The sequence below is a fragment of the Sorangium sp. So ce887 genome, from assembly GCF_051521455.1.
GTDB lineage: Bacteria > Myxococcota_A > Polyangia > Polyangiales > Polyangiaceae > Sorangium.
Genome location: NZ_CP150354.1, coordinates 9,150,837 through 9,172,559 on the forward strand (window position 1 = coordinate 9,150,837; position 21,723 = coordinate 9,172,559).

17 protein-coding genes are annotated in these 21,723 nt (G+C 73.3%); 9 read left to right on the forward strand and 8 right to left on the reverse strand.

Annotation, left to right across the window (positions count from 1 at the left end):
* Positions 1-149: 149 nt before the first annotated feature.
* On the reverse strand, positions 150-1,487 hold the full coding sequence (locus WMF36_RS34210) for a Stp1/IreP family PP2C-type Ser/Thr phosphatase (RefSeq protein ID WP_437574992.1): 1,338 nt from the start codon (positions 1,485-1,487) through the stop codon (positions 150-152).
* Between the two features lie 241 nt (positions 1,488-1,728).
* Between WMF36_RS34210 and WMF36_RS34215 the strand changes: the two genes are divergently transcribed.
* Both WMF36_RS34215 and WMF36_RS34220 read left to right on the forward strand, forming a co-directional pair.
* Positions 1,729-2,448, forward strand: coding sequence for a hypothetical protein (locus WMF36_RS34215; RefSeq protein WP_437574993.1), 720 nt, complete (start codon positions 1,729-1,731; stop codon positions 2,446-2,448).
* A 103-nt stretch (positions 2,449-2,551) separates the two neighbouring features.
* Positions 2,552-3,742: a tetratricopeptide repeat protein gene (locus WMF36_RS34220; RefSeq protein ID WP_437574994.1), complete on the forward strand. Its 1,191-nt coding sequence runs from the start codon at positions 2,552-2,554 to the stop codon at positions 3,740-3,742.
* On the opposite strand, the gene WMF36_RS34225 is transcribed toward WMF36_RS34220, so the two are convergent.
* From WMF36_RS34225 to WMF36_RS34240, 4 genes are all read right to left on the reverse strand, one after another.
* Positions 3,726-4,514: a JAB domain-containing protein gene (locus WMF36_RS34225; protein WP_437574995.1), complete on the reverse strand. Its 789-nt coding sequence runs from the start codon at positions 4,512-4,514 to the stop codon at positions 3,726-3,728. The genes WMF36_RS34220 and WMF36_RS34225 overlap by 17 nt on opposite strands.
* 147 nt (positions 4,515-4,661) lie before the next feature.
* The gene (locus WMF36_RS34230; RefSeq protein WP_437574996.1) at positions 4,662-5,390 is read right to left on the reverse strand and encodes a competence/damage-inducible protein A; all 729 of its coding nucleotides are present in this window, start codon (positions 5,388-5,390) and stop codon (positions 4,662-4,664) included.
* A 16-nt stretch (positions 5,391-5,406) separates the two neighbouring features.
* On the reverse strand, positions 5,407-5,754 hold the full coding sequence (xseB, locus tag WMF36_RS34235; RefSeq protein ID WP_437574998.1) for an exodeoxyribonuclease VII small subunit: 348 nt from the start codon (positions 5,752-5,754) through the stop codon (positions 5,407-5,409).
* A 2-nt stretch (positions 5,755-5,756) separates the two neighbouring features.
* The gene (locus WMF36_RS34240) at positions 5,757-7,964 is read right to left on the reverse strand and encodes a HEAT repeat domain-containing protein (protein WP_437574999.1); all 2,208 of its coding nucleotides are present in this window, start codon (positions 7,962-7,964) and stop codon (positions 5,757-5,759) included.
* Between the two features lie 249 nt (positions 7,965-8,213).
* On the opposite strand from WMF36_RS34240, the gene WMF36_RS34245 reads away from it, so the two are divergent.
* From WMF36_RS34245 to WMF36_RS34255, 3 genes are all read left to right on the forward strand, one after another.
* Complete coding sequence (locus tag WMF36_RS34245; RefSeq protein WP_437575000.1) at positions 8,214-10,040, forward strand: radical SAM protein; 1,827 nt, start codon at positions 8,214-8,216, stop codon at positions 10,038-10,040.
* 208 nt (positions 10,041-10,248) lie between these two features.
* A complete protein-coding gene (locus WMF36_RS34250) occupies positions 10,249-12,069 on the forward strand; it encodes a protein kinase domain-containing protein (RefSeq protein ID WP_437575001.1) in 1,821 nt (606 codons plus the stop codon).
* 535 nt (positions 12,070-12,604) lie between these two features.
* The gene (locus WMF36_RS34255; RefSeq protein WP_437575002.1) at positions 12,605-12,925 is read left to right on the forward strand and encodes a hypothetical protein; all 321 of its coding nucleotides are present in this window, start codon (positions 12,605-12,607) and stop codon (positions 12,923-12,925) included.
* Here WMF36_RS34255 and WMF36_RS34260 read toward each other — a convergent pair.
* Positions 12,892-13,362 (reverse strand): GNAT family N-acetyltransferase, encoded by a 471-nt coding sequence (locus tag WMF36_RS34260; protein WP_437575004.1) that lies wholly within the window; start codon positions 13,360-13,362, stop codon positions 12,892-12,894. The two genes, WMF36_RS34255 and WMF36_RS34260, sit on opposite strands and share 34 nt — an antisense overlap.
* Before the next feature lie 379 nt (positions 13,363-13,741).
* Between WMF36_RS34260 and WMF36_RS34265 the strand changes: the two genes are divergently transcribed.
* The 3 genes from WMF36_RS34265 to WMF36_RS34275 all read left to right on the forward strand — a co-directional run bounded on the left by WMF36_RS34265 (position 13,742) and on the right by WMF36_RS34275 (position 17,273).
* Positions 13,742-14,605, forward strand: a complete 864-nt coding sequence (locus WMF36_RS34265; RefSeq protein ID WP_437575005.1) for a lysophospholipid acyltransferase family protein — start codon at positions 13,742-13,744, stop codon at positions 14,603-14,605.
* Positions 14,602-15,537: an SDR family oxidoreductase gene (locus tag WMF36_RS34270; protein ID WP_437479652.1), complete on the forward strand. Its 936-nt coding sequence runs from the start codon at positions 14,602-14,604 to the stop codon at positions 15,535-15,537. Before WMF36_RS34265 ends, WMF36_RS34270 begins: the two co-directional genes overlap by 4 nt.
* A 170-nt stretch (positions 15,538-15,707) precedes the next feature.
* A complete protein-coding gene (locus WMF36_RS34275) occupies positions 15,708-17,273 on the forward strand; it encodes a dipeptidyl-peptidase 3 family protein (protein ID WP_437575006.1) in 1,566 nt (521 codons plus the stop codon).
* Between the two features lie 27 nt (positions 17,274-17,300).
* Here the strand turns inward: WMF36_RS34275 and WMF36_RS34280 are convergent, their stop codons facing one another.
* The gene (locus tag WMF36_RS34280) at positions 17,301-18,995 is read right to left on the reverse strand and encodes a hypothetical protein (RefSeq protein WP_437575007.1); all 1,695 of its coding nucleotides are present in this window, start codon (positions 18,993-18,995) and stop codon (positions 17,301-17,303) included.
* Complete coding sequence (locus WMF36_RS34285; RefSeq protein ID WP_437575009.1) at positions 18,992-20,128, reverse strand: hypothetical protein; 1,137 nt, start codon at positions 20,126-20,128, stop codon at positions 18,992-18,994. Before WMF36_RS34285 ends, WMF36_RS34280 begins: the two co-directional genes overlap by 4 nt.
* Positions 20,129-20,327: 199 nt before the next feature.
* Between WMF36_RS34285 and WMF36_RS34290 the strand changes: the two genes are divergently transcribed.
* Positions 20,328-21,680: a serine/threonine-protein kinase gene (locus WMF36_RS34290; RefSeq protein ID WP_437575010.1), complete on the forward strand. Its 1,353-nt coding sequence runs from the start codon at positions 20,328-20,330 to the stop codon at positions 21,678-21,680.
* Positions 21,681-21,723 lie beyond the last annotated feature (43 nt).

Here is a 21,723-nt window from a genome sequence, read left to right on the forward strand (position 1 = left end):
GCTCGCCCGGCACGCACGGCGCCGCCGAGCCCCGTCGATCGCCACCACGGCCCCCGCCACGGGCGCAACCACCGGCGATCGCCGGGCCGCCACGCTCCGTCCGGCGTGTCCGGTCGCGGCCGGCCGCGGGGCGCCGCCGCGGGCGGGGCTCAGCGGGCAGACGAGCGCTCCTCGACGGCGAACGGGTTCTTCCCCTCCTCGCTGTCGGGGAAGATCTCGTTCGTGATGTCCTCCGCGGCGAGCTCCTCGCGGGCGGTGGTCAGGTCGCGCGACGTCTGGTCGAGCCGGTCGGCGAGCACCCCCAGGAACTGCCAGAGCAGCTTGACCGCGAGCTCGTGCTCCTTGCGGAGGATCTCGAAGAAGTCGGCGCGCCGGACGGCGATGAGCTCGCTCTGCTCGACGGCCGAGACGGTGGCCGAGCGCGGCATGCTGCGGATGAGCGCCATCTCGCCGAAGTGCTCGCCCGGGCCGACCTCGCTCAGCACGGCGTCACCGCGGAGGATCCGGACGAGGCCCGAGAGCACGATGAACAGCTCGTCGCCGCGATCTCCCTCGCGGACCACGATCTGGCCGGGCTCGAACGAGAGCACCTCGGCGACCTGCATGACCCGGAGCATCTCGCGCTCCTGGAGGCGCGCGAAGAGCGGCATCTTCGCGAGCACGTCGCGCTTCAGGGCGAGCAGCCGGGCGCGGACGCTGTCGCGGTGATCGCCCTGGCCGAGCCGCACGAGGACGGCGGTGATGTTGTCCTTGCCGCCCTTCCTGTTGGCGAGATCGATGAGGCCGTTCGCGGCGACCTCGCCGTTCTCCTCCTCGAAGAACGGCTCGAGCTCGGCGGTGTGCGCGATGTACCCGTGGAGCCCGTCGGACGCGAGGAGGAACTGGTCGCCCGGGAGCACCTCGATCGTGAGCGTGTCGACCTCGACGCGCTCGTACACGCCGACGGCGCGGGTGATCGCGTTCTTCTGCGCGACCTTCTCGATCTGATCGCGCGTGAGCTTCCCGCGCTTGATGAGCTCGTTGTAGACGGTGTGGTCCTCGGTGACCTGCTGGATGCGGCCCTCGCGGAGGAGGTAGATGCGGCTGTCGCCGACGTGGGCGATGTAGCCGTGCGAGCCGGCGATGAGGAGCGCGGAGAGCGTCGTGCCCATGCCGCGCTTCGTCGCGTCGGCCTTCGCCTCCTCGTGGATCCGGGCGCACGCGCGCTGGACGGCGTGCTCGAGCAGGCTGAGGACCTCCTTCATCGCCGCGCGCCGCACGTTGCTGCGCGCCTGGTTCTCGATGAGGTCCCGCTCCTTCTTCAGCTCCTCGTGGATGATGCGGACGGCGAGGGCGCTCGCGACCTCGCCGGCGGCGTGTCCGCCCATTCCGTCGGCAACCACAAAGAGCGCGAGCTTCTTGTCGACGAGGTAGTTGTCCTCGTTGTGGTCCCGCATGCGGCCGACATCGGTGGCCGCATAAAACCTGATGTTTTCGGACAGGCCCATCGGTTCGGGCAGGCTACCTGAGGGCACGGGAGGAAATCACTAGCGATTGCGCCCGCCGCGAACGGGACGTCCGTCTCGCGTCCCGACGCGCCGCCGCACCGCCGCACCGCCGCACCGCCGCACCGCCGCACCAGGAGCGTGCCGGCGCCGTCGGGAGGCGCTCGGGGTGCGGGTGGGGGATCGACCGCGTGGCCGCGGCTGCGAGCGGCGGTACATTCGGAATGGGTAGAATGGAGGCTCGATGCGGCTCGTCCTCTTCGATAACACCGACCTCGGGTGGGGCAGCGCGCGGCGGGTGAACGGCGCGCGCCGCCGGCGCGAGGGCGCGGAGCATGCGCACGGTCCGGCCCCCGAAGGCGAGGACCTCGCGGTCGTGGGCGAGGCGGTGGGCGCGACGATCGGGCTCACGCCGATCTGGCGCGCCGGAGCGCTCCTCCACCGCCTGCGGGGCGCGGCCGACGCGGGGCTCGCGGCCTCGAGCTGGACCGAGGCGCTCGGGTGGGCGGCGCGGACGGCGCGCGAGCGCGGCCGGAAGATCACGTCGCTGCAGGCCTGGGGGCACGGGGGCTGGGGGTACATGCGCCTCGGAGAGACCCGGCTCGACGAGGCCGCGCTGCGGCCGGGCTCGCCGCTCGACGGGGCGCTCGACGCCCTGAGGGCCGAGCTCGCGGGGCCGGACGCGCTCGTGTGGCTCCGCTGCTGCAGCGCCTTCGGCCACACCGGCCAGGCGTTCGCGCGGGCGCTCGCGGGGCGGCTCGGTTGCCGGGTCGCGGGGCACACGTACATCATCGCGTTCTATCAGAGCGGGACGCACTCCCTGCGCCCGGGCGAGGCGCCGTCGTGGGATCCGCGCGAGGGCGTGCGCTTCTCCGGCGGGGAGCCGGCCGGCGCCGCGTGGTCGTCGCGCACGGCGCCGAACACCGTCTCGTGCCTGACGGCCGATCTCCCGCCGGGCTACTGACGCCGCGCCCGCGGCGCGGCCGGGTCCGCTCCACCGACGCCGCGCGCGCTGCGCGCCCGGCGACGCTCGACCCGCTTCCTCGCGCCGGCGTACCCTTGCCGGCATGACGCCGCCCGAAGCGCAGCGAGCCCGCGCGCTCGATCTGCTGAGCCGAGGAGACATGGCCGGCGGGATCGCCGGGCTCGAGGGGTACCTCGCGGGCGCGCCGGACGACGCGGGGGCGTGGCTCGCGCTCGGGGCGGCGTGCTCGGCGGCGGGCCGCTGGGCGGACGCGGCGCGGGCGCTCGCGCGCTCGGTGGATCTCGACGGCGGCGAGGTCGAGGCGCGCCTCGCCTACGCCCGCGCGCTGGTCCGCCTCGGCCGGCTCGACGACGCGGCCGCAGAGCTCCGGCAGGGCGCCGCGATCGAGCCGCCCGACCCGCGGGTGCTGCGCGAGCTCGGGATCGTGCTCTACGACGAGCACCTCCATGACGAGGCGGCGCGCTGGCTCGCGCGGGCGTGCGAGGCGGCGCCGGAGGACGGGCGGGCGGCCTTCGCGCTCGGGCTCGCGCACGAGGCGCGGCGGGACATCGCGTCGGCCATCGCGGCCTACCGCGAGGCGGTGCGGCGCGCGCCGGCGTTCGCCGACGCGCGGCTCACGCTCGCCGACGCGCTCGCGTCGATCGGAGAGCACGAGCAGGCGCTGCGCGAGCTCGAGGCGCTGCTCGCGCGCGAGCGGAGCCACGAGCGGGCGGCGCGCAACCGCGAGGTGCTGCAGCGCGCGCTCGCCGAGATGCGAGCGCGCCGGCTGCTCGGCAAGACGGAGCGGGAGCTCGCGCGGTCGGCGCTCGTCGTGGAGGCGCAGCTCAGGCGCCGCGAGACGCTGGCGCCGCCCGTGGCCGCGGAGGGAGGCGCGGCGCGGCGGATCGTCCGCTACACGGCGCCGCTCCTCGAGCTCCGCGTGACCCTCGACGCGAGCGGGGGCCCCGGCGGTGGCGCGATCGAGGCGCTGCACCTCGCGCTGACCGATCCGGACCGCGCCGCGCGCGCCGAGGACGATGTCTTCAAGGTCACCGTGATCGGCGAGGACGGCCGGCAAGCGCCGGTGAGCTATGCGACGGGCGCGTCGCTCACGTTCCTGCGCGAGGCGATCGGCTGCCCGATGACGGAGGCGAGCGCGCTCTACGCCTCGCTGCTCCAGGGGAGCCCCTCGGTCGACTGGGGCGGCGCGACGCTGCGGTTCGCGAGCGTCCCGGGCACCGCGGGCAAGCCCGGCGGCGAGCGGCACGGCATCCTGGTCAGCCGGCGCGGCTAGGCGGCCGATCGGCGGCGCCGGGCGGCGCGTCGCCGGCCTTGATCATCCCGAGATCGTGCAGCGACGAGTAGTGGCCGTCCGGCGCGAGGATGACGTGATCGACGAGCGGCACCCCGATCACCTCGCCGGCCGCGGCGACCGCGTCGGTCATGGCCACGTCCTCGGGAGACGGCGCCGAGTCGCCGCTCGGGTGGTTGTGCACAAGCACGAGCGCCGAGGCCGCGTCGGCGAGCGCGGCGCGCAGGATGTCCTTGGCCGTGACCGAGCACCCGTGGAGCCCGCCCTGCGCGACCCGGCGCGCTCCCCGCATCCCGTTGCGGCCGTCGAGCGAGATCACCCACATCTGCTCGTGATCGAGCGGGCCGAGCTGCGCCGCGCACCACGCCGCGATCGAGGCCGAGGTGCGCACCGGAGGCCGCGGGCGCACCGCGCGCTCGAAGGCGCGCCGCCCGAGCTCGAGCGACGCAGCGATGCGGAGCGCCTTCGCGAGGCCGAGGCCGGGGTGCTCGGCGAGCGCGTGCGGACCGAGCCGCGAGAGCCCCTCCAGCCCGGAGAAGCGCGAGAGGAGCGCGGCGGAGACGATCGTCACGGGGGTGCCGACCAGCCCGGTGCCGAGCACGATCGCGAGCAGGTCGGCGTCGCCGAGCGACCAGATCCCTTCCTCGAGCGCTCGCTCGCGCGGGCCGGCGAAGGCGGCGAGCGCCGCGGGGTCGTTGGCGTACGGGTCGGGGAGGTGATCGGACGGCAGCGTGGCGCGCTTCCACAGGCTCATGCGCGGGCGACAAGCACGCGACGGGCCCGGCGGCCGGCGCGGGGGACCTCGGCGATCAGCGCGCCGGCGAGGCGGCGGAGCGGCGGCGGAGGGTGGCGACCGCCAGGGCTGCGCGGCGGGCCCGGCGCGCTGCGGGAGCGGCGCGCGTCACTCGACGCGGACGACCGTCCCCGCGGGCAGGCTCTCGGCGAAGGCGTCGCGCGCCGCGCGCACCTTCGCCTCGATGAGGCCGTCGAACGTGAGCTTCGTGCGGTACTCGACGCCGGACCACCGGGGATAGGAGCCGATGTCCACGTCGCGGTGGGCCTCGACCACGCGGTCGAGCATCGGCTTGAGCTGCCCCTCGTCGAGCGTCGTGAACACCGCGAACGAGATGAACGGCGTGCCGCCCGAGAGCTCCGCCTGGATGAGCGCCTGCTTCGCCCGGAAGATCTGCGGCACGCCGGGCAGCATCCACACGTTGCGCATCACCACGGCCGGCCACGCGGCGCTGCCGCCGGTCACGAGCCGCGCGCCGTCCGGGATGCGCGCCATGAGCAGGTGCCCCTCGGTGAGCCGGTCGCCGTAGTACTCGCGCAGCATGCTCTCCATGTTGGGCGCGCTGACCACCGGCACGCCGAACGCGCGGGCGACGCCGGCGATCGTCAGGTCGTCGTGCGTCGGGCCGACGCCGCCGCTCGTGAAGAGCCAGTCGTGCGACGCCGCGAGCGCGCGCACCTCCGCGGCGATCACCTCGATGTCGTCGAGCACCATGACCGCCCGCTCCAGCTTGACGCCGAGCGCGCGCAGGGTGCTCGCGAGCACGAACAGGTTCTCGTCAGCGATCTTCCCGCTGAGCAGCTCGTTGCCGATGATCAGCGCCGCTGCCGTCCTCATCTCACCCTTGCTCCGCTCAGCCCTCGAACTCGCGCGTCACCGGGCGCCCGTCGGCGTCCATCCCGAGCAGCTCCTCGACGCGCTTCTCCGCGCGGTCGAGGCGCTCCTGCGCCGACCGCGACAGGCGGATGCCCTCCTCGAAGAGCGAGAGCGCGCGCTCGAGCGGCAGGTCCCCGCCCTCGAGCTCCGCCACGATCTTCGCGAGGCGGCGCGTCGACTCCTCGAACGACGTCGCGCCCGCGACCGCGGCCTTGTCGCCGCTCACGGGAGCGCGATCGGCCTCGGTCGCGGACGGCGTCGATGCGGCGCGGGGCTCCGCGCTCGATTCCACGGCCGCGCCGCCCTCGTCCGTCGCGTTGCTCATCGTCATGAGCCAGCGTCCCCCGGGGGTGCGGCCGGCGCAAGCAGGACAGAGCTCACGCCGGGCGGCACCGCCGGCACGAGGAGCACGCCGTCGGGATCGGCCACGACGGGGACCGCCAGCCCATCCGGGCGGACGAGCCGCGCCGGCCGCGAGGACGCGCTCGCGGCCGCGCTCCGGTCGTTCGGGACGATCGCGATCCACACCACACCCGTGGCCAGCGCGGAGCGCGGCGGGGCGAGCGCCGGCGCGCCGGCGCCGGAGAGGGCGGCCCGCGCGAGCGCGCGCACCCCCTCGTCCGGATCGAGATCCCGCGCCGCGAGGAGGACCCGCCTGCGCTGCACCTCGGTGCGCCGCGACAGCCCGCGGACGATCGCGCGGCGCACCGAGGGGTCGTCCTCGAAGCGGTAGGCGCGCGCGAGGAGCGACACGCTGTCGGGCATGGGGTCGCTCCCGAGGCCGAGGGCGACGTGCGCGCGCACGACGGGATCGCTCCCCTCGAGCAGCCGCTTGAGCCTGCCGCGGACCACCTCGTCGTCGCGGGTCGCGAGCGCGCGCGCCGCGAGCGGCGACAGCGGACCCCCTTCCTCCGCGAGGGCGGCGAGCCGCGAGGTCGCGATCGCCCCGCCCCCGGGCTCCGCGAGCAGCGCGACCCCCGCGGAGATCGCCGCCGCGTCGGGCGCGGCGTCGTCGCCGCCCGGCGCGGCGGCGCGGCGGTCCACGCGGCGCGCGGCGAGCTCCGCGAAGAGCGGCGCGAGCGCGGCGAGGGCGCGATCGCCGAGCGCGAGCGCGCCGCGCGCCGCCGCGTGGACCGCCGCGCGATCGCAGGAGGCCGGAGAGCACCCGCCGACGACCTCGACCGCGTCGCGGAGGCCGAGCGCCACGGCGCCGAACACCCCGACGGCGCGATCGCTCGACCCCTTCGGCGCGGCGAGCGCGGCGAGGAGCCGCCCCTCGAGCGCCGCGGGCGCGTCGCGCAGCACGAGCCCGCGCACGACGCCCGCGCGCAGGCCGAGCCTGCGGAGGTCTGCGTCCTTCGCGGCGCGCGGGCCCTCGAAGAGCTCCGCGACGGCGGCCCGCGCCTCGGCCCCGGGCATCGTCGCCAGCGCGAACGCCGCCGCCGTCGCGAGCTCGGGGCGCTCGGTCGTCAGCCGGCGCAGCTGCCGCGCCGCCTCCGCGCCGCCCGCGCGGCCGATCGCGGCGACGGCCCGCGGCTGGGCGTCCGCCGGGAGCAGCGGGAGCGCGCGCGCGAGCGCCGGCGCGAGCCGCTCCGCCGGCGCGAGCTCGGCCATCCTGAGCCCGTCGAGCCGGCCGAGCTCGGATCCGAGCAGCGCGGCCACCGCGTCCGGCGCCTCCGGCGCGCCGAGGTGGACGAGGATCTCGACGGTCGGCTCGAAGAGCCCAGGCTCCGGCCTGCGCAGCCACGCGCGCGCCTTCGCCAGCGCCGCCTCGTCGCCGAGCCGCGCGAGGGCGCGCGCCGCGGCCACCTGCGCCGCCCGGTCGCCGCCCTCGAGCATCGGCCGGAGCGCCGCGATCGCCCGGAGATCGCCGAGATCGCCGAGGAAGCTCACGAGCGCGGGCTCGATCCGCTTGCGGCTCCCGAGCAGGAGCTGGAGCGACTCGGGCGGGTACGCCTTGAGCGCGCGCGCCGCGGCCTCCCCCGCGGCCCCGCCCTGCACGATCGCGTTCACGAGCGCGCCGATCGCGCGCCGCTCGCCGGTGCGCGCGAGCGCGAGGGCGGCCGTGCCGCGCAGCACCTCGCCGAGCGGCGAGGCGGCGCCGCGCGCGGGGCCGCCGCCCTCCGAGAGCTCGCGCGAGAGGAGCTGGCGCACGCTGTCGCGCGGTGCGTGCGCGGCGAGCGCCCGCACCGCGGCGAGGCGCGCCCTGGGATCGCGCGCCGCGGGCGATCCCTGCTCGAGCGCGGCGAGCAGCGCGCTCACCGCCTCCTCGGTGCCGATCGATCCGAGCCGCTCGATACCGCGCAGCCGCGCCTCCGGGTCCCCCGACGAGAGCAGCCGCTCGGCGACGGGCACGCCCAGGCTAGCGCGCAGCGGCGCCGCGCCGGCCTCGGCGTCCGCCGGCGTCTTGCCGCCGTCCTCCGCGGCCTGCGGCGCCCGCGCGACCGGCTGCGGCGCTGCCGGGCCCGCCACCGCCGTGGCCGCGATCGCCGCGGCGAGGCCCAGGGCGCGGGGGCTTCCAGGGAGGAATCGCATACGCTGCGCCGTACTATCCCGCGATCGACGGCCCGCTGTCACTCCCCAGGCTGAGCGGCGCCGGGCCGTGTCAACGCCGCTCGACGCCGCTCAGCGCCGCGTGCGAGCCTGGAATTTGATGGAAGCACGCGCTAGGCCGACCTACGGTGCAGCCGCGAAATGCGCCTGTGAGTGAGGTGACGCTTGATCGACCTGGTACGGACACTGGAAAAGGCCATCACGGTATCCGCCAACAAGGCGTGGCCAGTCTTGCAGCGCCTGAGCCGGCTCGGCGGCGAGCCCAAGCCGTTTCACCCGAAGTGGAGCGACAAGCCGATCCCGAGGGGCGGCCAGCGCTCGAAGCCCCCGCTCGGCTGGCCTCGCGAGACGGACAGCCTGTGCCCGCGCTGCGTCAAGGAGGCGCGCACCGAGATCCTGAGTGGCAAGGCGGACTGGACGAAGCTCATCCACGACAAGCCCGGGGAGATCCGCGCCAGCATCGTCGCGCGCGACGGGCGCGTGGTCATGGAGAAGACGTGCCCGAAGCACGGCTTCTTCTCGGACACGATCTCGATCGACCCGGAGTTCCTCGCCCGGATCGAGCGCCTCTTCGGCGGCCGCGACGTCGAGATGACGCCGGATAAGATCCACAACCACGGATCGAGCACCATCCGGTACGGACGCGGCGCGGTGCTCACTGTCGATCTGACGAACCGCTGCAACATGATGTGCGACCCGTGCTTCATGGATGCCAATCAGGTCGGCTATGTGCACGAGCTGTCCTGGGAGGAGATCACGCGGATCCTGGACGACGCGGCGGACGTGCGCCCGCGCCGCCAGATGTCGATCCAGTTCTCCGGCGGCGAGCCGACGCTGAGCCCGCATTTCCTCGACGCGATCCGGTACGCACGCCAGAAGGGGTACTTCGCGGTGCAGTGCGCGACGAACGGGATCCGCTTCGCGGAGGAGCCGGGCTTCGCCATGAAGGCCAGGGAGGCCGGCCTCCGGATGGCGTACCTGCAGTTCGACGGGGTCACGAACACCGCGAACAGCCACCGGAAGATCGGCAACCTCTACGACGTGAAGCTGCGGGCGATCGAGGAGCTCTCGGCCGCCGGGATCGACGTCATCCTGGTCGTGACGATCGTCAACGGCGTGAACAACGACCAGGTGGGCCCCATCATCGACTTCGCGGTCCAGAACGCCGACAAGATCACGGTCGTCAGCTTCCAGCCGGTCAGCTTCACCGGACGCGACGAGGACATCTCCGACGAGCTGCGCGAGAAGCAGCGCTACACGCTGAGCCACCTCGCGCACGACATCGCCCGGCAGACCGGCGTGACCGACCCGCTCCGCGACTGGTTCCCCCTGTCGGCGCTCAGCCCCTTCGGCAACGTGACCGACCTGCTCGACGGCCCCGACAAGGACTGGGGGCAGATCAACTGCGGGTGCCACCCGAACTGCGGGATCGGGACCGTGCTGTTCGTCCACAAGAAGACGAAGCAGATGGTCCCGCTGCTCGACTTCATCGATGTCGAGGGGCTGCTCTCCGACCTGCGCGCCATCTTCGACGCCGGGTGCGGCCCCACGCTCACGAAGGCCCAGGTCGTCGCCGCGCTGCTGCGCCACTACCAGCCCGAAAAGGCGCCGTCCAACTTCAATCTCGCGACGCTGGTGAAGCAGTTCATGAGCCAGACGGGCGCCGCGCACGCCGGCGAGGGCGACGCCAGCGCGTACGAGTGGCGGGTCCTGTTCGTCGCGGGCATGTGGTTTCAGGATCTGTTCAACTACGACTTCCGCCGCACCGAGATGTGCATCATTCCGTACGGAACGCAGCTCGGCGAGATCAGCTTCTGCGCATACAACACCGGCGCCGGGTGGCGAAACATCCTCGAGAAGATGAAGGCAAACGCCACGGTGGCCGAGTGGTACAAGAAGCACGGCAGGCACCCTGTGCATGCGAAGAATAAGGATCTTCCTTTACCGGCCTACGACAACCCCCTAACGATCATCGAGCACGATCTTGCATTGCACGAGCGCGAGCAGGGCGGCCCGCGCGCGCGGCCGCCGGCGAGGCGGCTGCCGATCGTGAGCTGATTGCGCATCTCCCCCCGCGCGTTGCGCCACCGTCGCCGAGCGCCGACAAAGAGGTCACGCCGGCCCCGGCTGTCGGTGAACGGTCGTAGTGCACCTCACATCGGCAGGGAATCGGGTCGTCGCCGTGGCTGTGTGGGACGGGCGCGCGCACGCGGAGACCGGCGCATGACTCGTGGAGAACGCGCCACGCATGGTGTAGCCTGGCCATGTGACCTTGCACGGTGGCCGCTATGAGAGCTTGCGCGCCATCGCGTCGGGCGGCATGGCCACGGTGTATCTCGGGCGGGCCGTCGGCGCCGGCGGGTTCGAGCGCCTCGTCGCCCTGAAGATGATGCACCCGCACATCGCGGCGGAGCCCGAGTTCGTCGCGATGTTCCTCGACGAGGCGCGCCTCGCGGCGCGGGTCCGCCATCCCAACGTCGTCGCGACCTTCGATCTCGTCGAGGACCCGCTGTTCCTCGTCATGGAGTACATCGAGGGCCCGTCGCTGCACCTCCTGCTCCGCACGTGCGCGCGGGCGAAGCGGCCGGTCCCCCTCGGGATCGTGCTCCGCATCTTCCTCGACATGCTCGCGGGTCTCCACGCGGCGCACGAGCTCACCGGGTCCGACGGCGAGCCGCTCCATCTCGTGCACCGCGACGTCTCGCCGCAGAACGTGCTCGTCGGCATCGACGGCGTCTCGCGCATCACCGACTTCGGCGTGGCCCGCGCCGAGACGAGGCTCATGTCGACGCAGGGCAACGCGCTCAAGGGCAAGCTCTCGTACATGGCGCCCGAGCAGATCCGGGCCGAGCAGGTCGATCGCCGCAGCGACGTGTACTCGGCCGGCGTGGTGCTCTGGGAGATGCTCACGGAGGAGCGCCTGTTCAAGGCCGACAACGACGGTGCGTTGATCGCGCAGATCCTCCAGGGCCCGCCCGCGGGTCCGCGCGGCGTGGTGCCGTCGGTCCCGGCCGCGATCGACGGGATCTGCCTGCGCGCGCTGCGCGCCGACCCGGACGAGCGGTTCCCTACCGCAGCGTCCTTCGCCGAGGCGCTCGAAGAGGCGGCCGCGCACACGCCGGGCCTCGCCGTGTCGTCGCCCCGCGCCGTGGAGGCGCTCATCAAGGAGATCGGCCTGCGCGATGTCACCGCGCCCATCAGCGTGCGGAACGGCCCCGCGTCCGGGCCGAGATCGGCGCGCCCGCCGCTCACGCAGCGCTCTCCTCGGAGCGAGCCCCTGAGCCAGCGCTCTCCTCGGAGCGAGCCCCTGAGCCAGCGCTCTCCGCCGAGCGAGCCCCTGAGCCAGCGCTCTCCTCTGGGCCTGCGGCTCCTCGGGCCGGCGCCGGACAGCTCGGGCGCCGAGGGCAGCGCGCCGGGGCTGGGCGCCGTCGTCTCCGAGGCCGTGTTCCGCCGGCAGCACATCGTGCGCCGCAGCGTGATCGCCAGCGTCTGCGCGGTCGCGCTCGCGGCCGGGGTGGGCGCCTTCGTCGCCGTCGGCCAGCGCGAGCCCGCCGCTCGAGAATCGGCGGAGAGCGTCCCCGTCCCCCCGAGGTCGCCGCTGCTCCCCACGGCCGTGGCCGACAGCGCGACGGTCCACGCGGCCGCGCCGGAGCAGCCCGGCGGGCCCGCCGAGGATCCCGTCCCCGGCGGCTCCGCCCAGGGCCCCGCCCCCGGCGAAATCGCACACGGCCCTCCTCCCGACCGATCCGCTCAGCCCCCCGTTCCCGGCCGAGCGGCCCAGGGCCTCGCCCCTGGCCGATCCGCCCAGGGCTCCGCTCTCGGCAGGTCCGCACACGGCCCTGCTCCCACCGCCAACCGCGCGACGAACGCGGCCCCGCGGCCGGCCCCCAGAGCGACCCCGCCCGTGGCCGTCAAGCCCAGGACGAGCCGGCCGGACACGCGCACAGCGAGCGGATCCAACGTCTCGAAGACGAAGCCGGCGCCCCGCTCATCGGCCGTTCGCAGCGCAGCGCCGAAGGCGCCGGAGCCGAAGCGGAGCGTTCCGCGGGCGACATCCCGGACGCCGTTCAACCCAACAGGGCTGTGACGCGCAACCCAACAGGGCTGTGACGCGCAACCCAGCGGGCTGTGACGCGCAATCCCGCGGGGCGGTGACGCGCAATCCCGCGGGGCGGTGACGCGCAATCCCGCGGGGCGGTGACGCGCGACGTCACGACGGTCGTGAGACGCCATCGGCGCACCTGCGTCCCAAAGACGTCAGCGCTGGACAGACGCGGCACGCGGCGCCTGAGCACCGGCGCGGCGGAGCGCGTCGCGCGACGCCGACCTGGCGATGCTCCTTTTTGCCGCCTCGTCCAACACTCCGGCCATGGAGGCCCGTCCAATGCTCCGGCGACCACGACCTTCCGCTGCCTCGGCTCAGGTCGCGCGACCCGAGGTCGCGCTGTCACACATTGAACGCCTCGCTGCGTCACCTACATCGTCGCAAGAGACAGCAGAAGGTCAGTCGTCATCTCACGAGCGCGACATAGGAGGTAGGCTATTCTTGTCGTGGGGCGGTATGTGCTCGCCCAAGTGAAAGACGCGCCGCGCGTCAGACGTTACCCCGGGGGAACCAGCTCATGCGCTCGCTTTTCGAGCAAGTGGTCGAGTGCTGCGGCCTCGCGCCCACATTCGCCAGGAAGATCATCCAGGAGGCCTGCGACCGGAGCGGTGTGTCGCCGCCCGAAGCGATGACGCCTGCCGATCTCATCCGTTCGCTCCCCCAGATCCGCCAGGCCCTCGGCGTCTTCCTCGAGCCCTCGGAGGTCGCGCTGAAGACGGCCGCGATGCGCGCCCTCGTCAAGGGCTCCTGGCCGTCGATGCCCGCGGTCGTTCCCCCCGCCCAGAACCAGGAGAGCCGGACACATCAGGAGGAGCCGAAGGCCAAATCGAGCTCGTAGAGCTCGTAGTGCGACCGCTTCATTCCGAGCGCGACATAGGTCGACTGGGCACGCGCGTTCGCGGTCTCCACGTAGAGGCGGATGCCGCATACGTCCCCCGCGTCCGCCGCCACCTCGTGGACTCGCCTGTACAGCGCCCGGAAGATCCCGCCGCGCCGCGCCGCGGGTGACACGTAGACGGATTGGATCCACCAGAAAGTGCCGTTTCTCCAGTCACTCCATTCGTAGGTCACCATCAGCTGCCCAGCCACGTCGGAGGCGCGCTCGGCCACCAGATAGAACCCTTTGGCCTCATCCGCGATCAGCGCGGCGGCGCCGCGGAGGGTGGTGGCGGTGTCCAGCACCTTGCCCTCCGTCTCGAGCGCCATGGCCCGGTTGTTCGCCGCGATGATCGCCGCGTCCGTGGGGACCGCCCGGCGGATGACGAGCTCTGTCACGGGGCGACCTCCCGGCGGGCGTCGCTGGGGCGTGCTCCCGGCGAGCGGCCGGAGGGCGGCCTGCAGGGGAGCTCGGGGGCGCGGCGTCGGATCGACATGGCCGACCCCATACCGCGGACCGCGCGGCTGCTCAACGGCTGCGTCCCGGTCCCGCGGCGAGAGCGCTGAAGGCCGCGGCGAAGGCACCGCCGCGGCGCGTTATGTTTCGAGATGCGATCATCGACGTGGGCGGCAGCACTCCGGCGCACAGCGGGCGATCCATGGCGCCTCGCGCCGGCGCGGCGCCGGCCGGCCGCCCCCTGCGCCGGCCGGCGGGGAGGTTGTGCTCCCCGCCCGATCGCGCGTACCCTCCGGGCGCGCAGCCTCCGGAGGGTGCCCCTTGACACTGCTCGTCAGCGACTCGATTGCCCAGCGCGTCCAGCGCCTGGAAATCCCTTTCAACAGCTTCGGGGTCGATCCTTACGGCATCTCCCGGAAGCACCTGGGCCTCTTTTTCTCGCTCCTCGACTTCTTTTATCATCATTATTTCTCGGTGGGCGTGACGGGCACGGAGAACGTCCCTGCGCGCGGGCGCGCGATGCTCGTCGGCAACCACTCGGGGGGAGTCGCCATCGACGGAGCGATGGTGGTCGCATCGATGTTCTTCGAGATGGAGCCGCCGCGGCTGGCAGAGGGGATGGCGGAGAAATTCATCAATCGCCTCCCGTTCACCTCGCTCTGGTCGAGCCGCACAGGGCACTTCACCGGCCTCCCCGAGCACGCGAGCCGCCTGCTCGAGGACGAGCGGCTGCTCATGGTGTTCCCGGAGGGGGCGCGCGGCACCGCCAAGCTCTACAGCCAGCGCAACTCGCTCGTGAATTTCGGGTCCGGGTTCGTCCGGCTCGCGATGAAGACGAAGACCCCCATCCTCCCGTTCGGCTTCGTCGGCGGCGGGGACGCGGTGCCCACCGTCGCCAACTCGTACACGATCGGCCGGTTGTTCGGGGTGCCGTATATCCCGATCACCCCGTACCTCGTCCCGGCCCCGCTGCCGGTCCAGCTGGAGATCACCTATGGCGAGCCGATGACGTTCGCCGGGACCGGCGCGGAGGAAGACGAGGTGATCCTGGGCCACGTGGAGCAGGTGAAGGCGAGGATCGCCGAGCTCATCGAGGCCGGGCGAAGGCGGCGACGCAGCAAGCTCGCGCTGGACCAGCGCGGCGCCGCGCCTCCGAGGCCTGCTTCGTCGAAGGAGCGCGCATGAGGGTCCTCATCCCTGGAATCACGGGCCAGCTCGGCCGCAGGGTCGCGACGCGCCTCCTCGAGGAGGGGCATCAGGTGATCGGCATCGACCGGCGGCCGTGGCCGACCGCGCCGGCCGGCGTCGAGATGCACAACGTGGATCTGCAGAAGCGCGCCGCCGAGGAGGTGTTCCGCAAGAGCCGGCCCCAGGCCGTCATCCACATGGCGACCGTGACGCACCTCGTGGAGCAGACCGAGGAGCGGTATCGGATCAACCTCGGCGGCACGCGCGTCGTCTTCGACAACAGCCGCGCCTGCGGGGCCGAGCACGTGATCTTCGTCGGACGACACACGTATTACGGCGCTGGCCCCGAGTCGCCGCTGTACCACACAGAGGAGGATCCGCCGATGGCGGTATCCACCTTCCCCGAGCTCGCCGACCTCGTGGCGGCCGATCTCTACGCCTGCACGGCGCTCTGGCGCGCTCCCGAGCTCTGCACGACCGTGCTCCGCATGTGCTACACGCTCGGCCCGACGGGCCACGGCACGCTGGCGAGCTTCCTCCGCGGGCCTCACGTCCCGTACGTCCTCGGGTTCGACCCGCTGTTCCAGTTCATGCACGAGCAGGACGTCGTGACCGCCATCTGCCTGGCGCTCGAGAAGCGCATCCGCGGCGTCTACAACGTCTCGGGCCCCCAGCCCGTGCCCCTGTCGCTCATCATCCGGGCGGCGGGCAGGGTGGCGGTCCCCCTCCCCGAGTTCGTGCTGCGCAACGCGCTCGGCCGCTTCGGCCTGCCGAAGCTCCCGCGCGCGGCGCTGACCCACATCAAATACCCTGTCGTCGTGGACAGCGCCGCCTTCCGCGCCGCCACCGGGTTCAAGCACGCCATCGACGAAGCCCAGGCCGTCCGCGAGTTCCGCGATGCGCACCCGGTCCAGGCGGGCCGCCCCTGAACCGTCCGGAGATCTCCGGACATCACCGCTCATAGCGGGATGCAGATTCGTGTGATACGGGCTCAGCCGCTAGGCAGGCGAGTGAGGCGTACGAAAGTACGCCGCAGCGAGCCGAACGACGCGGCTGAGCCCGTAGCGCACGAAGATGCGCCCCGCGATAGGAGGTCCCGTTGTTGTCGGACAAGGTCAAGCAGTTCGCGCCGGCCAGGCTCACCGCGGACGTCAGCACGCTGCCCGAGCCGGAGAGAAGGGTGCTCGGCAAGCTCATCGAGGCCTCGCGGCGGCTCGATCCCGTGTTCGACCGGCAGGCCTACGCCGCGAACCCCGAGCTCCGCGAGCGGCTCCTCTCGGACGCCACCCCGGAAGGTCGGGACAAGCTCGCCTATTTCGACATCATGCGGGGCCCGTGGGACAGGCAGGATCACCACCGCCCCTTCGCCATCGACAGGCCCCGCCCGCCCGGCGCCGGCTTCTACCCGGAAGATCTCGCGGCCGACGAGCTCCACGCGTGGACGAAGCAGCACCCGGGCGACAAGGAGGCGTTCGAGGGCCTGTTCACCCTCATCCGCCGCGACAACGGCGGGCTCGTCGCCGTCCCGTACAGCCAGGCCTACGCGGCGTGGCTCGGCCCCGCCGGCGCGCTCCTCGAGGAGGCGGCGGCGCTCACGGCGGACGAGAGCCTCCGCAGGTTCCTGAGGTCGCGGGCCGCGGCGTTCCGCTCGGACGACTACTATGCATCCGACAAGGACTGGATGGATCTCGACAGCCCGGTCGAGGTGACCATCGGCCCTTACGAGACCTACGAGGACGAGCTCCTCGGCCTCAAGGCATCGTTCGAGTCGTTCGTCACGGTGAGCGACCCGGCGGCCTCCCGGAGGCTCTCCAAGTACAAGGAGCTCCTCCCGGAGATGGAGCGCAACCTGCCCATCCCCGATGAAGTGAAGACGCAGCGCGGCGGAGAGAGCCCCATCCAGGTCGTGGACCTGGTCTTCAGCGCAGGCGACGCCCGCAAATCGGTCCAGACGATCGCGTTCAACCTGCCGAACGACGAGCGCGTCCGCGCCGAGAAGGGGGCCAAGAAGGTCCTGCTCCGCAACGTCATCGAGACGAAGTTCGAGCTGATCATGCGGCCCATCGCCGAGCGCATCCTCGACCCGGCGCAGCTCGAGCACCTGTCCGCCGACGCGTTCTTCAACGAGACGCTCTTCCACGAGCTCTCGCACAGCCTGGGCCCGGCGTTCACGCGCGCCGATGGAGAGCGGGTCGAGGTGCGGCTCGCGCTCGGCGCGACCTACTCGGCCATCGAGGAGGCCAAGGCCGACGTGATGGGCGCCTACAACGTCCTCTTCATGATCCAGCGAGGCCACTTCGCCGAAGACTTCCGGGAGAAGCTCCTCGTCTCGTATTTCGCGGGGCTCTTCCGGAGCACCCGCTTCGGCGTGGCCGAGGCGCACGGCAAGGGCGCCGCGCTCCAGATCAACCGCTTCCTCGAGGAGCGCGCCGCCCACTTCGAGCCGCAGACCCGGCGCTTCACGGTCGACGCCGCGGAGCTCGAGGCCGCCATCACCCGCCTCGTCCGTGACCTCTGCCTCCTGCAGCACCGCGGCGACAGGCAGGCCGCCGGCGAGCTCCTCGCCCGCTACGGGGAGGTCTCGGAGCCCATGCGGCTTGCGCTCGGCGGCCTCGCGGGGATCCCGATCGACATCCGGCCGATCTACCCGCTCGCCGGCGAGTGAGCCGCGCTCACGGCGAGCGAGCGGCGCTCACGGCCCGAGCTGGACCAGGAACGCGTCGCCAGCGCCGCGGCTCGTGACCGCGCCGCTCCCGAGATCGAGGACGCCGTCGAAGCGGCCGGTCACCCAGCTGCCGCCGAGGGGATCGACGGCGACCGAGGTGCCTTGCTGCTCGCCCGAGTCGCCGAACGAGCGCAACCAGATCGGGTTGCTGGCCGGGTCGAGCTTGGCCACGAACGCGTCGGCGGCGCCCGTGGCCGAGCGCACCACGTCCCCGAGCTCGATGCTCCCCTGGAAGGCCCCGGTCAGCACGACATTGCCGGCCAGATCGACCGCGACCGACGCGCCCTCCTGGTCGGCGTCGTCGCCGAAGTCCTCGCACCACTGCAGGACGCCGTTCTCGTCGAGCCGGATGACGAGGATGTCCTTGTCTCCCGCGGTCGTGCGCACGGACTCGCCGACGGTGACCGAGCTGCGGAACGAGCCGGTCACGACGACGTTGCCCGCGCCGTCCACCGCGACGCCGAGCGCCTCGGCGGCGTTTGTCGCGTTGGCCGACTTGCTCCAGATGAGGTCGCCCGAGGGGTCGAGCTTCGCGATGAACAGGTCGCTCTTGGCCACGGTGGAGAGCCCCTTGTCGTCCCCCCCGAAATCGATGCTCCCGCCGAACCGGCCGACGAGGACGATGTCGCCATGGCCGTCGACGGCGACGCCGGTGCCGGCCTGGTCCTCCGCGTCGCCGAACTGCCTGGCCCACTGGACGTTGCCGGCGGCATCGAGCTTGGCGAGGAACACATCGCTCTTGCCCTGGCTCTCCAGGAGGAAGCGCTCGCCCTGGCGGCTCTCGCCGAAGTCGAGCGTGCCCCAGAACTCGCCGGTGACGAACGCGTTCCCCGCCTCGTCCACGGCGACCGCCGTCGCGTGCTGGGTGGCGCCGTCGCCGAAGCGCCGGCTGTACTGGTGCGCCCCGGAGGCGTCGAACCGCGCCACGATGACGTCGGCGCGGCGCCCGCGGCCCTTGCGCACGCCGCCGCCGAAGTCGACGTCGCCCGACGCGCTGCCCGCGAGCACGACGTCGCCGCCCGGCGCGAGCGCGACCCCCCGCGCGACGCTGTCCGCGAAGCGGCGGCTGAACCGGAAGCGCCCCTCGCGCGTGGAGGCGTCGCGGGAGAACGAGACGAGGAAGGCGTCCGGCTCGGCGAGCGCGCCCATCTCATCCGACGGGCCCGCGCCCAGATCGGTGCTGCCGGACGCCGACCCGACCACCACGGCGGCGCGCTCGCCGACGGCGACGCCCATGCCGTGCTGAGCGCCGGTGCCGCCCAGCGCGACGCTCTGCACGGGATCGCCCGTGCACGCCCGCCCGTCGCAGTTCTCGTCCTCGGGCGTGGCGCAGCTCTCGAACGCGGGCAGCACCTGGTCGACGCAGGCGCCGGCTTCCGTCCCGTCGTCGCTGCACGTGGCGACGCCGGGCTTGCAGAGGCCGACGCCCTCCGTGCCCTGCGGCCCGGCGTAGCAGGCCGTCGCGACGCGGGGGACGCAGACCTCCACCTCCGGGCTGCCCCCGCCCCCGCCCCCGCCCACCCCGCTGCCGCCTCCCCCCTCGCCCACCGGGTCCAGCGCGACGTCGGGGAACGGCGCGAGGAAGGCGCACGCGCCCATGCCGGAGCAGGCCAGGGCGAGCGCCGCGACGGCGCCCTTTCCGAGGCGGCGCGCGCGGCTCACAGGACCCCCTGCACGGCGACGCCCGCGCCATTCACGCCGACCCACGGCGAGAGCGCCGTCGGGCCGGGGGCGCGCGGCGCGGACGACGGCCGCCGGCCGGCGGCGTCCTGAGACGCCGCGCGCGGCGAGGCAGAGGGCCAGAAGAGGTACGTGGCGAAGCCGCCCGCGACGAGGGCCGCCCCGGTGAGCACCGTGCTCGTGATGGCGAGCGCCTGCCCGCGATCGTGCAGCGCCTGCCGCTCGCCCAGCGAGCCCGGAGCGGGGCTCGCGTTCTTCTTCAGGAAGGTGTGCCGCACGTCGTAGGCCATCACGCCCGTGACCACGGCGGCGGCGCCGAGCGCGGCCGCCGCCCCCACGACGGCCACCGGCGGGATGCTCAGGCCCGGCGCGGGCGCGCGGGGCGGCGCCGGGCGAGCCGGCGCGCTCGGCCGCAAGATCGCGAGCGGGCGCCTGCGGCCGAGCTCGGCCCGGAGCTCGACGACTGCGCCCGTCTCGGCCTGCACCGTGGCCTCGAACCGCTCTGCGTAATTCTCGGCCCTCACCGCGATCCGCCGCGCCCCGGGGCTCACGAGGATGGCCGCGCCGACGAGCGCCGGGTGGATCGGCTCGCCGTCGATCGCGACGCGCACGCCGGTCGCGTCCTCGGGCAGCTGCAGGACGATCTGCGACGTCTTCGTGCGGAGCTTCTCGATGCGTGACCGCGACTCGCTGGCGAGCGCGAGCTCCTTCCGCGCGGTCGCGCCGGACATGGCGAGCTCAAACGCGTTGAGCGCCTCGACGACGTGGCCGAGCGCCTCGTGACAGACGCCGAGGTGATACCAGAGCGCCGGTGACACGACGATCTTGCGGATGCGCTCGTAGGTCTCGAGCGCCTCCGCCCACCGTCCCTGGTCCTCGGCGGCGAGGCCGAGCGCGAAGAGGTGCCGCGCAGACGCGAGCTCCGCGGCGCTCGGCTGCCGCGGCGCAGCGACAGCCGCCGTGTCGCCCGCGACGGCGCCCGGCGCAGCCGCCGCCGCCGTGTCGCCCGGCGGACCGCGGTCGGCGCCCTCCGGGTAAGGCTCGGCGAACGCAGCCGGACCGACGCCGACCACGGCGAAGAATACCACTCCGCCGATGGTGATCCGATGCTCCACCCACGCCTCCTTCCTCAACGAAGCGATAGAGGCAATCTAAACGTACTCACGCTGCACTATTCTAGACAACTGGAAAATTGTTTGAGATTGGTGCCCGATCCTGGAACGCTCTTGCACAGCCCGCGAGAGCTTCAGCATGGTCGGATTCAGGACGACACAGGAGTCGCAGGTACGAGCTGTGATAGCGCCCGTCGATCTTGTGCCAGGCCAACTCCTCGGCCGCTATGAGCTGCTGATCGCCATCGCGCAGGGCGGAATGGGCACGGTGTGGGCGGCCCGGGAGCGCGGTGGGGCGGCGGGCAACAAGATCGTGGCAGTCAAGACGATGCTGCCGGCGCTCTCGAGCGATCCGCGCTGCAAGCGCATGTTCCTCACGGAGTCTCGCATCGCGGCCCGGATCAAGCACCCGAATGTGTGCGCGATCCTGGATCAAGGTGAGCAGAGCGGGGTGCTCTACTTCGTGATGGAGTGGATCGACGGCGACGCGCTCGTGGCGCTGCTCGGCGGCAGCACCCGCAAGCAGGGCCGGCCGCTCCCCCTGCCCGTCGCGGTGCGGATCGCGATCGAGACGGCGCGCGGCCTGCACGCGGCCCACGAGCTCCGGGACGAGGACGGCGCGCTGGTCGGGCTCGTGCACCGGGACGTCTCGCCGCACAACATCCTGATCACGCGGGAGGGCTCGGTCAAAATCGCCGATTTCGGCGTGGCCAAGGCCATGGCGCAGGTGGACAACCCGACGACCAACACCGGGCACATGAAGGGCAAGATCCTCTTCATGGCGCCCGAGCAGGTCTACAGCGAGCAGCTGGACCGGCGGTCTGACATCTTCGCGCTCGGGATCGTTCTCTATCAGCTGACGACCGGCACGCACCCCTTCGCCGCCAGCCACGACCTCGCGACGATGGCGCGCATCGCGCGGCCCGAGCCGGTCGATCCGCCGAGCTCGCTCGCCCCCGGCTACCCGCCCGCGCTCGAGGCGGCGGTGATGCGCGCGCTCGCCAAGGATCCGGCCGAGCGGTTCGCGACGATGGCCGAGCTCGCGGACGCGCTGGAGGCGGTGAACGCGACGCTGGGCGGCCGCCACGAGGAGGTCACGGGGTACATCCGCGACGCGCTCGCCTCGCGCTCCTCGCGGCGCGCGGCGGTGATCAAGGACGCGCTGCGCGCCGCGGACGGCAGGTCGCGGGGGCGGCCGCTCTCCCGGCTCGATCCGCGCCGCCGCGCCCGGACGATCGCCACCGCGGCGGCGCTCGTCGCCTCGGGCGCGCTGCTCGGCGCGGCGACGCTCCTGTGGATCGGCCTCGGTGAGGGCCCCGCCGCGCCGGCCGTGGAGGTGCCCGCGGCGCCGCCCCTCACGGTGGAGCCGCGCCCGGGGGTCGCGACCGCCGAGCCGCGCGCGCCGGAGCCGCCGCACGCCTCGGCGCCGGCGCCCTCCGCCTCGCCCGCGACGCCGCCGTCCTCCGCCCCGGCCGCGACCACGAGCCCGGGCCCGCCGCGCCCGCGAGCGCCCGCCGAGACCGGGCGCGCCAGGTTCCGCGAGCCCGGCTTCTAGCGCCGCGCGGGGCGCGCGCGGCGCGCGCGGCGTTAGACGCTCG

Coding starts and splice junctions, on each gene's coding strand:
- WMF36_RS34210 (WP_437574992.1), bottom strand. CDS start 1,487: ATGGGCCTGTCCGAAAACATCAGGTTTTATGCGGCCACCGATGTCGGC.
- WMF36_RS34215 (WP_437574993.1), top strand. CDS start 1,729: ATGCGGCTCGTCCTCTTCGATAACACCGACCTCGGGTGGGGCAGCGCG.
- WMF36_RS34220 (WP_437574994.1), top strand. CDS start 2,552: ATGACGCCGCCCGAAGCGCAGCGAGCCCGCGCGCTCGATCTGCTGAGC.
- WMF36_RS34225 (WP_437574995.1), bottom strand. CDS start 4,514: ATGAGCCTGTGGAAGCGCGCCACGCTGCCGTCCGATCACCTCCCCGAC.
- WMF36_RS34230 (WP_437574996.1), bottom strand. CDS start 5,390: ATGAGGACGGCAGCGGCGCTGATCATCGGCAACGAGCTGCTCAGCGGG.
- xseB (WP_437574998.1), bottom strand. CDS start 5,754: ATGAGCAACGCGACGGACGAGGGCGGCGCGGCCGTGGAATCGAGCGCG.
- WMF36_RS34240 (WP_437574999.1), bottom strand. CDS start 7,964: ATGCGATTCCTCCCTGGAAGCCCCCGCGCCCTGGGCCTCGCCGCGGCG.
- WMF36_RS34255 (WP_437575002.1), top strand. CDS start 12,605: ATGCGCTCGCTTTTCGAGCAAGTGGTCGAGTGCTGCGGCCTCGCGCCC.
- WMF36_RS34270 (WP_437479652.1), top strand. CDS start 14,602: ATGAGGGTCCTCATCCCTGGAATCACGGGCCAGCTCGGCCGCAGGGTC.